We start from the raw sequence: 16,070 nt of genomic DNA on the forward strand, positions 1-16,070 counted from the left end.
ACATGATCGTTTTTTATTTGTACTTTTCTTCTAAGCCGCTCATCCAGTGACCAGCCCATACACCGAGGATGAATAAGATAAAACTTATAAATCCGCTCATTATGTTAAAGCCACTATAATCAGCGACTGGTGGAATAACAATTAAAAGCGTTGACACCACAACAATACCTAAAATGAAATGGTATACCTTAGCATAATAGTGATGTAAAAGATAGTTCATTAATTTTGAAAAAAGGATTAATGTCAACATACCACCAAGTGCTATTGGCAAAAATACACTTATATCAGCACGTTTAAATCCGGCTAACATTGGGTCAAATAATCCTAGGTATAGCAACAGGTTTGATGGACTTAATCCCGGGACAATAACGCCTAACGCGATTAGTGCCCCCGCCAACATCCAAGAAAAGAAATTAATTGGCATCGTCCCAAAGATGGCCGTCATATTATATAGGAATAATCCACCAGCAACTATTGTGACGATGAATAATATCCAATCGCTCGGGCTCCGCCCATGCTTGCCACTTTCCTTTGTCAGAGCTGGTAAAGTACCAACAATGGCACCAGCAAACCCCCACAAAATAATTGCTTTATATTCAACAAGCAAAAATTCTAATGGTCGGCTTAATAAAATAATACCAGCGATACCACCCAAACCCACTGGTAGAAAAAACCAAAAATCTTTCTTAAAATTCTGCCTCAAATGCGCCATGAAGTTCAGCATTCGTTCGTACAAGCCAAGAATTGCTGCTAATACGCCACCGGATACACCAGGAAGAATAAACCCTAGAGCAATGAATATCCCTTTGAAAAAGCGTATAAACCACTCTTTAATGTTACTATTGTTCATCAGTAGCACCTCAATATAATGTATATTATTGTTCTAAGTATTTTACGGCATACTGCCAATTACACTAAGCTTAAAAAAACTTAATATTCCATTAAAGCTAGGAATGGCACTTCACCAGCTTTCATAATTTTTTCACGGCCTTGCAAGCTTTCTAATTCTATAATAAAAGCTACACCAGCAACGATGCCACCAAGTTTTTCAATAATTTCACGTGTAGCATTAATAGTGCCACCTGTCGCTAGTAAATCATCAACAATCAGCACACGTTGTCCTGGCTTAATAGCATCTTTATGAATTTCTAACTCATTAACACCACCATACTCTAATGTGTATGATGCTGATACAGCTTCACGAGGTAGTTTGCCACCTTTACGAGCTGGAACAAAGCCGATATTCATCGCATACGCCAGCGGAGAACCTACAATAAATCCACGTGATTCAGGACCAGCAATTAAATCAACGTTTAAATGTTTAGCAAAATCAGCAATAGCATCTACTGCTTGCTTATAGGCCACACCATCACCCATCAATGGTGAAATATCACGAAAACTAACACCTGGTTCGGGGTAATCTTCAACTGTTGCAACAAAATCATGTAAATCTACTGTCATTCTAAATCTCAGAGCTATCGCTCATACTTTCTTTTTAACGATTTGCCAAATACTTTTGGTATGTTATTGACGTGGTTAAGGGTTTTTGTGCTGCTCCCGAAATAATTGTAACAAATCCATTGGTAACATGCACGAATCCTAATTCAATAAATACTTGAATCATAATATTCAAATCGTTCTTATTGATATTTAACTGTTTCGCTATTTTATCCAAGTTCTGCGCAAAATTTAGATCCTGATGTGCGTAAATGAATTTATATACTTGAGCAAAAAACTTTTTATGAGCAGCATTTTCATCAGTTGCCTCTGATGTATTAATAGCAGTTAGTAGAAGCTGTATCGTTTTGCGCCCACGGAAATAATTAATACCCAGAGTCGCAGCAAATGATATCCCTACTGGATTAGCAACCATAGGCACCCAATCTGGATGGTTAAAGCCAACTGCTTCAACATTATTTTCTAAAGCTAACTTAATATGTTGCTTTAAGTTTCCCATGGTTGTTACTTTATTAATTTTTGGTTGCTGCAATCCAAACACTGGTTGCTGATTTCCAGTACCGAAAGGTTCAAGCAGGCGTAGTTCTTCATACGTTTCAGTGCTGATTTCATTAACCGACAGTGTCGTATTAATACTAATCGGCTTGGCATGAATTTGTAATTTAGCTGAGTTCAAACGAACTTGCTCTTTTAATACATCTAGTTGCTCTGGGGAAATAGCTAGTCCTAGTGCACTGGCATGCCCACCAAACGTATCATACAAATCGTGAAAGGTATTCATAAATTGATAGAGGTCAAAATCACCAAAAGTCCGACCAGATCCTTTATAAACACCATCCGTTAAACTTAAAACAATTGTTGGTTTTTGTAATAGTTCCACCAATCGACTAGCCACAATACCCAAAATTCCTTGATGCCAATCTTGACCAGCAATAACCAAGACTTGATCATTTTTGTACTCGTCTGACAAAGCCATTTGTTTTGCAGACCCAAATACCTCTTCAACAATTTCTTGACGTTGCGCATTAATGGCCTCAACTTCAGAAGCAATGGCAGTTGATTCTTCTGGATCTTGACTTAACAAAAGTTGTAGAGATAAGCTAGCATCCCCTAATCGACCAACAGCATTTAAGCGAGGGGCAATCTTAAATGAAACGGTTTCTGAAATAACTGGTTCATTATCTTTCTTACCCGCATTTTTCAAAACTGCGGTTAGACCCGGACGTGGCGAAACATTAATTTGTTTCAATCCCCATGAAACTAGAACCCTGTTTTCGTCAGTCAAAGACACCATATCAGAAATTTCACCTAACGCAACGAGATCCAACAACTCAGTTGGTAGCTCTGTTTGATCCTCAACTGGTTGCCCTTCATTTAATAATGCTTGGGCAACTTTGAAAGCAACACCAGCGCCAGATAAATCACCAAATGGATACTGGCCTTTTGGATGTCTTGGGTGAATAACGGCATAAGCGTTTGGCAATGTGGCAGGCATTTCGTGATGATCAGTAATAATGACATCAATACCTTGACTCATCGCATATTCAACAGCTTCTTGACCACTAACACCGTTATCTACTGTCACAATCAATTGTGCACCATCAGCAATAAGTTTTTTATACGTATCAATATTTGGCCCATAGCCATCTGAAAAGCGATTAGGTATGTAAGGTGTTACATCTGCCCCCAATACTTCTAAGGCTTCAACCATAATTGCTGTACTAGTGACACCATCCATATCATAATCACCGTACACAACAATCTTTTCACCACCAAAAGCTGCGTCCTGTAGACGCTCAATGGTTCTATCCATATCATGAAGTAACATGGGATCATGCAATTGTTCTACACTTGGTTGTAGATATTTAAAAGCTGCTTCTGAATCTGTATAACCCCTTTGAGCCACAATTGTTGACATAAATTGACTAATATTTAGTTGTGCGCTTAACTGCCGAACAACCTTTTCACTTGGTTGTGGCAGAATGTTCCAATTATTTTGATTCATTACTATCTTTCTTAAAAGGAATATCAATAATGTCAAAGTCGCGTGCCACATACGTGTTAGCAAAGTTGCGACGGACATCGTGTATTAATTCTTTAACCATCGGCCCAATATAGCGAGCTGAAAGATGTGTCAATACTAATTTGTTTACATGTGCCCGACGAGCCACACTTGCAGCATTTGCACTTGTTGAATGGGCATGGGCTTTGGCCATTTTCGCCTCTTCTTCGCTTGAACCATAGGTACTCTCATGCACCAGAACATCGGCATTTTTTGCTAACCACTCTACATTATCATTAGGACGAGTGTCTAAAATGAAAGTTACTATACGACCTTTTTGGGCTTTACCAATGAAATCATGACCATTAACGATACGCCCATCTGGTAGTGTAACTGTTTTTCCTGCTTTGAGTTGTCCATATACTGGTCCAGAAGGAATATTTTCCTGCTTTAGTTTATCAACTAATAGTTCGCCTGGATGATCTTTCTCTATCACACGAAATCCCCAGGTCTCAATACGATGACGCATTGGTGCGGCAACAACTTGAAAAGTATGATCTTCAAAGATGACACCTTCAGTTAAGTCAACATACTCAATTGGATACGATAGACGTGTTTCGGAAATTCGTAGTGCCGTTTGAACAAATTCTTTAACACCCTTAGGCCCATATATAGTTAAGGGCTCATTTTTATCAGCACCTTGAAAGGAACGTGAGCTTAAGAATCCCGGCAATCCAAATATATGATCACCATGCAAATGTGTAATAAATATTTTTTCAACTTTACGTGGTCGCAAAGTGGTTTTTAAAATTTGATGTTGCGTTGCTTCACCAACATCAAAAAGCCACACAGCATTGCGTTCGTCTAAAAGGCGAAGCGCAATACTTGTAACATTTCTAAATTTAGATGGTTGGCCAGAGCCAGTCCCGAGAAATTGAAGTTGCATTCATTTTACCTACTGAGCGCTTTCTTAATAACGTTCATAACTAGTCAATTATAACAAAAAATGAGCGTTTCCGCTCACTTTCATATCATTTAAATTGAATTTAACTTAAAATATATTGGTTAAATTCAATTCCACTTATCAGCTTTAAATTGCAAGCGTTGTGCCATTTCTAGTGCTTCTCGTTCTGGATCCTTCTTGTAAAAATCCTGGTGATACTCTTCTGCTTCATAAAATGGTTTGGCGTCTTCAATTTTCGTCACGATGGGTTCATCAAAACGATTTGAAGCTGCTAATGCGGCTCTAGATTCTTCAGCAATCTCACGTTGTTCAGGACTATTTACAAAAATCACTGGACGGTAGTTATCACCGCGGTCTTGGAATTGACCCATTGCATCAGTTGGATCAGTCTGTTCCCAATATATTTCGACTAGTTCACGATAACTTATTTTTTCGGAATCAAACCAAATTTTAACAGCTTCTGTGTGTCCTGTAGTATGTGTTAGTACTTGCTCATAAGTTGGATTTTCAACATGACCACCAGTATAGCCTGAACGAACCTTTTCTATGCCATCCAAAGAATCAAATGGTTGAACCATGCACCAAAAGCAGCCACCAGCAAATATTGCAGTTTCTATTGCCATGTTATTTCTCCTTACAAATTAAAAGTAAAAGCAGTTACACTCATTTTACTTTAATTAAGATTAAATTTCAAAAGTTTCCTGTTTTTTAGCTAACTTTGTTCGCTCAATATCTTCTTTAGCGTGAATTAATCTTGTTACCAGAGCATTAAATGGCATAGCTACATCATGTTCAGATCCTAATTTAGCGAAGTAACCGTTTAAAAAATCGATTTCTGTATGTTTACCAGCTTTAATATCTTGATACATTGATGGGTAATGATTTCCAGCATTTTCAGGTCGTATGAGTAAGGCTAAATCCTTCATGATCGCGTTTACATCAACGTTAATTCCTTCTAACTCACCAATTTTTTTTATTTCATCCAGAATATTTAGTGATAAATCCATACCATTTCCAGCCATACCGAACTCTGCAATATTTGCATCTAACAAAACTGTTAACGGGTTAAGGACAGAGTTAATTCCCGCTTTATGCCAAATTGCTTCAATGACATTTTGAGATAATGTCACATTGAGACCAGCCTTATTCAGAGCCGATACAATTGGTTTAGCGTTAGCCTCACCGATTGCCTGTAATTTGATGGACCCAGTTCCCGTCACGCGAATTTCACCAGGATTAATTAATTCTGATGTCCACAAAGTCACACCAGCCAAAATTTGATTGCGATTAACATGCTTTTCCATGACCTCAATATTACCAAGACCATTAGAAAGAACCAACAGCTTGGTATTCTTAGTAATAATGTGCTTGATATCTGTTAACATCATATCTAATTGAGGGGTCTTCGTTAACAAAATAATAAGGTCAAACTTACCATCAATTTCTTTAGCTGTCATAACAGGAATATAATATTTTTTTGTTGCCCCATCATCTTGATGCACTGTTAACCCATCTGTGCTTATGGCAGCGATATGTGCAGCCCAGCCATCAATTCCTGTAACTTCATGGCCAGCTTGTTGTAACATCACACCAACTCGAGCGCCTAAAGCACCAAACCCTGCTATTGCTATTTTCATAATTTTAGAAGCGTGAGTAATCAGGTATTTATTCACAATACCTGAAATAGCTAAACGCATTTCCTCCATATCTGTTTGCTAGTTCTGTTACTTTTTCTCACAAAACTTTTTACTGTTCTTCACTCTTTATATTATCCAGCAAGTCCCGCTCTTGTTGCGTTAACTGCCGCTTTTCTAATAAATCAGGTCGGCGTAAATAAGTACGGCGCAATGACTCCTTTAATCGCCACTCAGCAATTTTGGCGTGATTACCACTAGTCAAGACTTCCGGAACCATTCGTCCCCGAAAATCAGCTGGTCGTGTGTACTGCGGAAATTCTAACAAACCATCTTCAAAAGAATCTCCCTCAGCACTTGCTGCATTACCTAAAATTTCGGGCAGAAAACGTACTGTGGCATCGATAATAACCATCGCGCCGAGTTCTCCACCTGTCAAAACATAGTCACCTAGTGAAATTTCATCATCGACTAATTCTCGAATGCGCTCATCATACCCTTCGTAATGACCAGCAACAAAAGTTAAATGGTCATAAGTAGCTAATTCTTGGGCAACTTCGTGGTTGAACTGTCTACCAGCTGGATCCAACAGGATCACACGTCCTTTGCCACCAGCTTGCTTTTCAACAGAGGCCATCGCATCAAATATTGGTTGTGGTGTTAATAACATGCCAGCGCCGCCACCAAATGGATAATCATCTACGTTATTATGCTTATTTTCGGTGAAATTTCGAAAATCAGTCACTTGAAAGTCTAACGCCCCTTTATCAATCGCTTTGCCAATAATTGATTGGCGCATTGGTGCAAACATGTCGGGAAATAAGCTTAAAACATCTATTCTCATTAATCTAATAACCCTTCTAAAGCGTCAATTGTAATTAATTTGGCGTCAACATCAACTGATTTAACAACATCATCAATCATAGGAATCAAGGCATCTGATTGACCGTCACGTTGAACTATCCAAACATCATTCGCTCCTGTTTCCATAATTTCCTTGACAACACCGATTTTGTTACCATCCAAATCAACCACAGTGCTATCGATAATTTCATCGTAATAGTACTGATCGTCTTCTAATTCTGGACGAGCTGTACCTTCAATATAAACATCATCACCTTTATATTTTTCAATTTCATTAATGTTGGTTACGCCAACAAATAAAACCAACCACATGTTTTTATGTAGTCGTGATGACTGCACTTTGACAGGGATACGTCCCTGTTTTGTATCAATAAATAGATCTGCTCCCTTTTTGAAGCGATCTTGAGCAAAATCAGTAATCGCCATGATTTTCACTTCACCACGAATACCATGTGTGTTTACGATTGTGCCAACTTTAAAATAATTTTCTGTATTAGTCATAAGTCTATTGTATCAGGTTTTACAAACGGAAATACAAAAAAAGTGCGTCATAAAATCTCACTGACGCACTGTTTCTCACTTCTCTAATAGGTTTTCTAATACTAATAATTTTCTTTTAATGTCAGTACCGTATCTATACTTACCCACACCACCACTCTTAGGTAAGATATGATGACAGGCATTAATAATTGGAATAGGATTTTTACCAATCGCTGTCGCTACAGCGCGAACAGCAGTGGTATGATTAATCTTTTTTGCGAACTGCTCGTACGTTAATAATTCATGACAGGTATTTAGGGCCTGCCATACCTCTCTTTGAAAGGCAGTGGACTTAAGGTACCCAATCTTAATCCGCGAGAAATCAATCTTTTCACCAGCAGCATACGCTCGAAAAAGACTTGTTTCTGGCAATACTTGCTGTTCTAATTCATATTCTGGAAAGTCATTTAAAAATTCGCTAACACCATCATCAGCTAGACTAATGCACACAATTTGATCATTCTTTTTAAATAATGTTAGTTTACCGTTTAAAAAAGAGATTGTTTCATATTTTATCATTACTTCACCATGACATTTTTGTGTAAAACCCAATAAGTAATATTTATTGTCTATTTTACACTAATTACTCGACCGACATTCAAAGCAATTAATTGTGGATCACCAACCTGATAACCAACATATTCCCGTTGAAGTGCTTGTTGATACAAATGAAGCTGTCCCTTGTATCGTGCCTGCAATTTAGCCAAGTCTTCATCTATTTGAATATTCCGAACAAAATCAGTTTTATAATCAAACAACGTGACTGTTCGTGATGCTTCATCAACAAAATACCCATCAATAATACCATGAATTAACACTGGTGCAGAATCCTCTAGTGTGTCATAAATATCATTGGCTGGCATAATCATAGCAAAAGTAGCTTCCCTGTGCAACGTCTTCTGGTGAGCAATGATTTGTTTGGCAAAGTCGGATTGCAAAAATGCAAGAATCTCATCAATTTCAATTAGTGGTGCCACGCTAGGCAAAATTCTTTTATTTTCAACCAATTCGTCACGTAATTTTTCTATGCTCTGTACTGTATTAATTTTGGTAAAATCAATCAACTGTAAGATCAAATGTGTTGCCGTTCCTACCGCAGAGCTTGATGGTTTTTGCGAACCATCATTCATGAAATCTGGTAAAGGTAACTCGTCAACCTTCAAAACATTAGCAGGTTGTAACTGTCCATTTTCAGTAATAACGGCCGTCTGCATTTGAGCAAGATCCGGGTCCTCAAAGATTTGTTTGATTTCACTCACAGATTGATACGCCGCTGTTTGTGTTGCTTGTAAGTTAGCATATTGATAGTTCAAAATTGTTTTAGCTCGATCAAAATCCATCGGCGAATAGGTTCCATCCTCAACTAATTCACTCCCTTCAGCACTCGCTATTGGTGCATGAATTTCGTTTTGATTCGTGAGTGTAACAGCCACCTTTCCTGTTAATGGTGTTTCAGATCCCACCAACCTTGGTAATTGACCATCACCAAGCCAATCCTCTAGTACTTTATTTTTTGTACGAGCTAAACTCATAATAGTCCATTTTAGATATGAATCGGCTTGTAAGCGCAAAAATTCTGGTAAAAACTGCCCATTGGCGTTCTTGGATTGCTGCCACAAAGATTTTAATGATTGGTTCCCTGCTTCTCCCTTGACTTTAACCGAACCAACGATATACAATTGCTGTTCAGCTCTCGTCAGGGCAACGTATAAGAGGCGCATTTCTTCAGACCAACTCTGTCGCTTTAACGCCTGCTGCACTACAAGCTTTTGTAATGTAGGTATCATAACCAAAGCATCTGGTTGAATATACTCTAACCCTACACCTTCATTTTTTTGAATCAATAGGCCGCCCTTTAAATCCTGGGTATTAAATGATTTATCAAATTCTGGTAAAAATACAATTGGAAATTCTAATCCTTTTGATGCATGGATGGTCATAATCCTTACAGCTTGAGCATCCGTTTCTTGTGCTGCTTCGCCTAAATCGCTGTCACCAGACTGCAACTGTTCAATATATCTAATAAAACGGAACAAACCGCTATGCGTATTATTTTGATAGGTACGCGCATATTCGTATAACGCATGCAAATTTGCTTGTCTTTGTGCACCTCCCGGCATACCAGCAACGTAATCAAGCCACGCCGTATCATCATAGATAGCCCAGATTAATGCTACTAAATCGTTTTGTGTCGCAATTGCATGCCACTTTTCAATTAAATTGAGGAAATTTTGCGCTTTTTGATCTTGTTGCGCGTAAGCTTGCAACGCTGTCCAGTAATCATGCATTTTATCTGCAATACGAATTGCCGCCAACTCATTCTCATCAAAGTTAAAAACTGGGGAACGTAGCACCGCGGCTAATGGAATATCCTGATGTGGATTATCTATGACGCGCAATATATCGAGCATCAGATACACTTCCATCGTCTGAAAATAATTACCGACACCTTCAACTTGAACGGGAATTCCCGCCGCACGTAAGGTTGACACAAGGTCAATATAGCCCGACTTAGCTCGTGTCAAAATGGCAATATCACTGTACTGCACTGGGCGAAGACCGGCTGGATCAGCTTTACGATCGAATATTGAAGTTTCACGTAGCTTCAGTATTCTTTCGGCTAGCAAAGCATATTGGGCCTGCCTTTTCTCAAATACTTCCGTATCGGTTTCCAAATCTTCTTCAGCGTCTTCGACAATAATGTCCATATGAAATACAGCAGGTACATCATCTGGATAAGCGGCTTTCGGAACTAGTTTTGCCTCACCCGCGTAGGCAATATCTCCAAGTGTTTCATCCATTATTTGCGTAAAAATCAAATTCGTAATATTGGTGACGTTGTTTTGCGATCTAAAATTATCCGCTAAATCAATACGAATATCATCGCTTTCTTTTTTCGCAAATTGTTTATACTTGTTTGTGAACAGAGATGGTTCTGCTTGACGAAAGCCATAAATACTTTGCTTCACATCCCCAACCATATACATATTATGCCCGTTCGAGACACTAGTTAACAGAGTTTCTTGTAATTGGTTGATGTCTTGATATTCATCAACTAAAATTTCATCAAATTGCCCTTGGATTGTTTGTTTGGTAACATCATCTGATAGTATTGCTAACGCCAAAGTTCCTAAATCGGGGAAATCAAGTAATTTTTCTTCGCGCTTGGTCCTTCTAAATGATTCTCGGAATGCTTGCGTTACGAGAATTAGCGTATCAATTAGCTTATAAGATTCTTTTTGCACTAGTTGCCATGACTTTTCATCGAGTGCAAAATAAGATGTTATCAATGAATTCATTTGCGATTTGACGCCAACAACCTGCCCTTTAATCTGTCGAGCCACTTCAAGCGTGGCTGACAAATCCGGATCTTCTTTGATCGCTTTTGTTTGAGAATTAATCTTACCACTTGGTGTGTCTAAAATAGCTTCCCGAAGTTCATCCCAAGGTCCAACCATCGCTTTGTCTTGGATTAATAATAAATAATCTTGGAACTCAAGAAAAGCATCTTGTGTTTTTTTGAGTTCATCAATTCCTGTAATAATAAGTTGTACTTCTTCAACTTTTTTAATCAGATCCTTAATAATTTCTAGGATAATTGGCCGAATACTGCGTACATATAACGCTGTTGCTGTCAGTGGTTCCCCCGTCACTTCATAAGGTTCACGTAGCTTCTCTAACCATTCATTTCCGTCAGCGCGGGCTTCTGCAAAATCTGATAACCTTAAAATGATTTTCTGTAACTGGTCATCTTGATTTGGATTACCAAAATTATTTACTAATGTTAAAAACTGCTCATGATGAATGTTATTTTCATCATAAAAATCAGCTAAAACATCAGCTAAAACATCTTGTTGCAATAATTTACGTTCAGCCGTATCTGACAATAATCGAAACTGTGGGTCTAACCCAATGACGTGGTAATACATTTCAATAATTCGTAAAGCATACGCATCTATGGTTGAAATGTTCGCTGCTGGTAATATCAAGAGTTGCTCTTGTAAAAAGCGTTTTTGACTTTCATCAGCTACCTTTAAACGTTTTTCAATAGCGACCTCTAAACGTTCCCGCATTTCTTTTGCAGCAGCGTTTGTGAAAGTTACAATTAAAAATTTTTCGACACTCACACCACTTAAAATTTTTTGAATGAGACGCTCAATTAAAACAGTCGTCTTTCCCGACCCGGCTGATGCAGCAACTAGAATATTATGACCCTTTTCTTCAATTGCACGTTGCTGATTTTTTGTGAATTTGGTTGCCATTAATCTTGACCACCTTTCAATAATTTAATGATTGTGTTTTTATCAGCTGGCGACTGCACTTTATAGGCATCACCCAAAGCACGATCAAAACGGATAATATCAAGATAAGGAGAATAAGTCAATCCACCTTCAACTGGCATAATTGGAAAATACCCAGACAAAATGAGATCTCCCGCAGTAATAATATTTTCACGATTACGCTGTAGTAATAAAGCAAACTCATCTGGATCAACTGCGTCTACACCAATCTTTCCTAACGCACCGTTTTTCAGTAATACTACTGGATAGTGAGCTGATTTTTCTTGTGGTTCTAAAGTTGTCAGCGCAGAAACATACGCTGGCTCAGAAATAAAAAGACCACGATACTTAAAAGTTTCTGGTATTAATTTGCCAGTAAATAGCGCATTAAGATCTGTTTTATCCGTTATTTTGGTTTTTTCTGGAGATATTTTGGCAAAAAAAGCACCTCCAATAGCCGCGACACCAAGCTTTTCTGCGCTTTGTTGGGCAGCGTCCCAATAAGTTAACAATTGCATTTGCAAACCATCGTAAGCTTGACCCCAGTTAAAGGTTTTGCCATTTGATTTATAATCAATGATTGTACCGAATTCGCCATTTACATCTTGCTTATCAAAACGATCAAGTTTACCACGCACTTGCATACGTGCAAAAGAAAGTGGTGGTAATGACTCCTTTGAAAAACCAAATAGTTGCTCAACTGCTTCTGGTTTGCTCGTATTTTCTCGTGCCGCAGCTTGTAAATTCAGTACTAGCGTTTCACAGACACGTGTCAAATAGTTTGTAGTTGCCCGCATTTTGCCAGAGTCATTTAATATTTCAAACGCTGGTAACGCTAATTGACTCTGCATATGTTGTCGCACTAAAGCACGTAATTCATCCCCAGTGATATCGCGTAAACTTTTATTTTTTACAATTAATTCATGGAGCACATTTTCAAAAACCGCATGATAAAGCGTACCAGTTTGAGCCACATTCAGTTCGTTCGTTGCGCGCTCTTGCAACTTCAAACCGTACTGGAGAAAATAAGCAAATGGATTACTATAATAACTTTCCAACTGTGATATAGAGACGTTTAGTCGTTCACCAAACAAAGCCGAGATAAATTCTGGCTTTAATTTTGTAGTATTATTTTGATAATTTGGTGCTGATAACACACGTTCAAGTCTATCTTGCATTGTATTGGAAATAACATTTTGGACGGCTTTAAAAGCTGCTGTCTGGCCGTAAACAGGTAAAATTTTAACCAAATCAGACAAAGTTGCTCTTGCTGTCCCAACATATTGCTTTAATAGCGATGCCGCGCTACTTGGTATACTACCGATTACCTCTACTTCACTATTAAATGTATCTACTAATCGTTTGAAAAACGGTGACATTTCTGCTAGTTGTCCACTTGGTTCCAAAATTGGGTAAGAAAGTGTTATTGACCCGATGGAGCTCATCAAACTTCCATAAAAAAGAAGGTTTTCTTCTGCCATCTGCTGTTGTGCAGTGTTTTGCAAATAACGCGGATTAGTTCCTGACTGCAAAGCAGGTTGCACAATTGATCGCTCAGCATCATTGATCAGCGCTGCATTTTTTACTTGTGCTGGCAAATTCTGACGTGTGCCACCAATAAAATAAAGTTGTTTATACTGCGTATTTTGAACAATTCCTGCTTCTGAAATCATTAATTGGTCCAAATTATTCGGTATACCAGAAAATTTTGCGCCAGACAAACCAGCTTGCAACGTGGTCACTATATCAGTGAGTGATACACTACGCTCGCCATCAATTTCAACCATCTCGTCTAAAGTTTTTGTCAGCATTTGCCAAACTTCTTCACTCTGCTGTGAACGAGATAAATTTCCTTGTGCAATAAAATCATCACGCTGTTCTAAAAGAGCATCGGTTACATGATATTTTTGTAACCATAACACGAGATGCGTCACCGACTGACGCAAATTTTTAGCCATTGCAAATCCGTCATCCAACTCATCAAAAGCTTCGACAATAAAGTGGCGTAGATATTCCAAGCGGTTGTTAACTTTTTCGTCTTCTGAAATTTCTGTATCATCGTCATCTCGCGTCACTTGAAAAAGTTTAAATGGTCGTGAAAAATCACGCCACCTTGATTCATATGGTCGATAAGCATATAAATAGTTATCCATGTGCGAAACGATATCAAAAAACTCGTCGTGTGAAACAATTTTATTTTCAAAAGTTGGTCGTAACAATCCTGTCTTTAAAATCGCCAACATCGTCTGATACTGAAATTTATTAGGTGCTAACAAGTTCAATATTAGCTCTACCAAGGGATGATTCATCATATTCACATCCATATCCAAAAAATATGGTAATTCAAATTGCGACATGACTGCTTCTATATGTGCTTGATACGGTGTTAAATCTCGTGACAAAATAATAATATCACGTAAATGTAATGTTGGATCATCAACTAGTGAACGCCTAATACGTCGTGCTACTTCTTTAATTTCAGTAATTGGATTTTCGGCCGCAAAAACATTCAAGTGTACCTCATCTCGTGAGCCAGTAAAATTGCGGTACTCACCCAGGCACGCCCAAGCGCCTAAAACCTGTTGCGCGGTCCTTGATAGTGGTCTCATTTTTGTAGCAGCAGTAATAGCCACTTCTTGCTGTGCAGTACGTGCTGTTATGGATAATTGTTCAACCGTTGTCATTGGTTTAAAGAACACATCACCTTCTCGTTGTTGACCCATTTTTTCAGGGTCACCGAGGATACCCATTGTCACTGGGTAAGTAGTAATTAATTGATTGACTACCATCATTTCTGCACTTGTAAACCCATTAAACCCATCAAAATAAAATGCAACGTTAGATAGTTTAAGATCAGCCAACTGTTTTGCAAAGGCAATCAATGTTTCCTGTCCTGTAATTTGATTCTCACCCATGCGAGCATTAAAATCATCAGCCACGATCGCCAAATCATGTAACTTGGCATTAAGTGTTTGTCTCAGAAATATATTATCTGCAGACTTCTCAAGAATTTCTAATAAATTTTCTGGCGTGACATTACTAGCGCGTAACTCGACCAGCTGGGCAACCAATGCAGACACAAAGCCATTTTTTGTTTGCATCCGTGAGAACACTGGTAAAATATCTGATTGTTCACGTAAAATATTTGAAACAATCATAAATAATCCCGTCGGTTCGACGATATCTGGTTGCCGATCTGGTGTGTTTTTCATTAATGCCCAAGCTAAACGGGTTAATGAGTAGACTTGCAGACGACTTTGCGCATACAACTCACTGTCGTCGTTACCATTCATTATTGAAAAGCGCTGCAGTACATTGACCTCACTATCGAATTTCACATGATTAGGGACAATATAAAAAACTGTCAGCAACTCATTTTGACGAAATTGCTGTTGAATCATTGTCAACATTTCGGATCTTAAGTCATGTTGACCATTACCCATTACAACATTGAGTGACATTAACTCAATCTCTCTTCCTGAACATAGTTAATTGGTAGCCATTCTAACACGCGTTCAATTTGTTTGTTCCAATAATACCATTCGTGTGTGCCAGGTGCTGTTTCGTATGTAATATCATAATTCAATTGCTGCAAAGTTGATATAGCAACATCATTAATGGGCTTCAAAAAATCTTGTTCTCCTATCCATGCATATAGTTTTGGTCGCTTGTGACACGTCTTGGCGAGAGCTAAAATATCATTTTTAGAACCAGCAAAATCATCAAAATCGCCAAAAATTCCTTGCCAATATGAAAGCTTTTCCATGTTTAAAAAGTCTTCTTGTCTCGGATTGCCTACTAATGCTCCGGAAAGAGAGGCGGCATAACTGAATTGATTTGTTCCCAAGGCCAACTTAAACGCACCGTAACCACCCATTGACAGTCCGGCTACGAAATTTTTTTCTCTTTTAGTTGATATTTGTGGAAATAAGCTAGCTACTTTTTCAGGTAGCTCACGTGCCAATGCATCAAAATAGTTCAATCCATAGGTTGTGTTAGTATACCAAGCTAAGTCAGTAGACGGCATTACAATTGCCACAGGTGTTTGCCTTACTAAACGTTCAATTGATGTCCGACGTTGCCAAATTGCATGATCACCTGACATACCATGGAGAAGGTACAATACAGGAATATCCTTTAAAGTTTCTGTTGTCCAAGTTGGGTTATGATCTGATAATTCGGGTAGAATAACATTCATCACACGATCCATACCAAGAACTTTTGAATAATAATTAACTTCTAAAAAAGCCATGTCACACCTCTTTCCATTTACTATTAATGTTATTTTAACAGAAAAAGCGCACGATTGTTCGTACGCTTTTCTAATT

At 38.3% G+C, this 16,070-nt stretch carries 12 protein-coding genes; all 12 read right to left on the reverse strand.

Annotated elements, in window-relative coordinates; translation table 11 throughout:
* Nucleotides 1–13: 13 nt before the first annotated feature.
* The 12 genes from RHP56_RS07080 to RHP56_RS07135 all read right to left on the reverse strand — a co-directional run bounded on the left by RHP56_RS07080 (nt 14) and on the right by RHP56_RS07135 (nt 15,994).
* Nucleotides 14–850: a DUF368 domain-containing protein gene (locus RHP56_RS07080; protein ID WP_011680152.1), complete on the reverse strand. Its 837-nt coding sequence runs from the start codon at nt 848–850 to the stop codon at nt 14–16.
* Between the two features lie 80 nt (nt 851–930).
* A complete protein-coding gene (locus RHP56_RS07085) occupies nt 931–1,461 on the reverse strand; it encodes an adenine phosphoribosyltransferase (protein ID WP_011680153.1) in 531 nt (176 codons plus the stop codon).
* 34 nt (nt 1,462–1,495) lie between these two features.
* A complete protein-coding gene (recJ, locus tag RHP56_RS07090) occupies nt 1,496–3,463 on the reverse strand; it encodes a single-stranded-DNA-specific exonuclease RecJ (protein WP_025268303.1) in 1,968 nt (655 codons plus the stop codon).
* Nucleotides 3,450–4,406, reverse strand: coding sequence for a ribonuclease Z (gene rnz, locus RHP56_RS07095; protein WP_129870234.1), 957 nt, complete (start codon nt 4,404–4,406; stop codon nt 3,450–3,452). The genes recJ and rnz overlap by 14 nt, the downstream gene beginning before the upstream one ends.
* A 125-nt stretch (nt 4,407–4,531) precedes the next feature.
* A complete protein-coding gene (msrA, locus tag RHP56_RS07100; protein ID WP_002815174.1) occupies nt 4,532–5,047 on the reverse strand; it encodes a peptide-methionine (S)-S-oxide reductase MsrA in 516 nt (171 codons plus the stop codon).
* A 60-nt stretch (nt 5,048–5,107) separates the two neighbouring features.
* A complete protein-coding gene (locus RHP56_RS07105) occupies nt 5,108–6,061 on the reverse strand; it encodes a ketopantoate reductase family protein (RefSeq protein WP_041775202.1) in 954 nt (317 codons plus the stop codon).
* 109 nt (nt 6,062–6,170) lie between these two features.
* Nucleotides 6,171–6,902, reverse strand: a complete 732-nt coding sequence (gene trmD / locus RHP56_RS07110) for a tRNA (guanosine(37)-N1)-methyltransferase TrmD (protein ID WP_014324968.1) — start codon at nt 6,900–6,902, stop codon at nt 6,171–6,173.
* Nucleotides 6,902–7,423 (reverse strand): ribosome maturation factor RimM, encoded by a 522-nt coding sequence (gene rimM / locus RHP56_RS07115; RefSeq protein ID WP_011680158.1) that lies wholly within the window; start codon nt 7,421–7,423, stop codon nt 6,902–6,904. Before rimM ends, trmD begins: the two co-directional genes overlap by 1 nt.
* 75 nt (nt 7,424–7,498) lie before the next feature.
* Nucleotides 7,499–7,981: a methylated-DNA--[protein]-cysteine S-methyltransferase gene (locus tag RHP56_RS07120; RefSeq protein WP_102753163.1), complete on the reverse strand. Its 483-nt coding sequence runs from the start codon at nt 7,979–7,981 to the stop codon at nt 7,499–7,501.
* Between the two features lie 50 nt (nt 7,982–8,031).
* Nucleotides 8,032–11,724: a helicase-exonuclease AddAB subunit AddA gene (addA, locus tag RHP56_RS07125; RefSeq protein WP_025268307.1), complete on the reverse strand. Its 3,693-nt coding sequence runs from the start codon at nt 11,722–11,724 to the stop codon at nt 8,032–8,034.
* Nucleotides 11,724–15,203: a PD-(D/E)XK nuclease family protein gene (locus tag RHP56_RS07130; protein WP_102753162.1), complete on the reverse strand. Its 3,480-nt coding sequence runs from the start codon at nt 15,201–15,203 to the stop codon at nt 11,724–11,726. The genes addA and RHP56_RS07130 overlap by 1 nt, the downstream gene beginning before the upstream one ends.
* A complete protein-coding gene (locus tag RHP56_RS07135) occupies nt 15,203–15,994 on the reverse strand; it encodes an alpha/beta hydrolase (RefSeq protein ID WP_048592291.1) in 792 nt (263 codons plus the stop codon). Before RHP56_RS07135 ends, RHP56_RS07130 begins: the two co-directional genes overlap by 1 nt.
* Between the last annotated feature and the right edge of the window lie 76 nt (nt 15,995–16,070).

The sequence above is a fragment of the Leuconostoc sp. C5 genome (assembly GCF_056530425.1).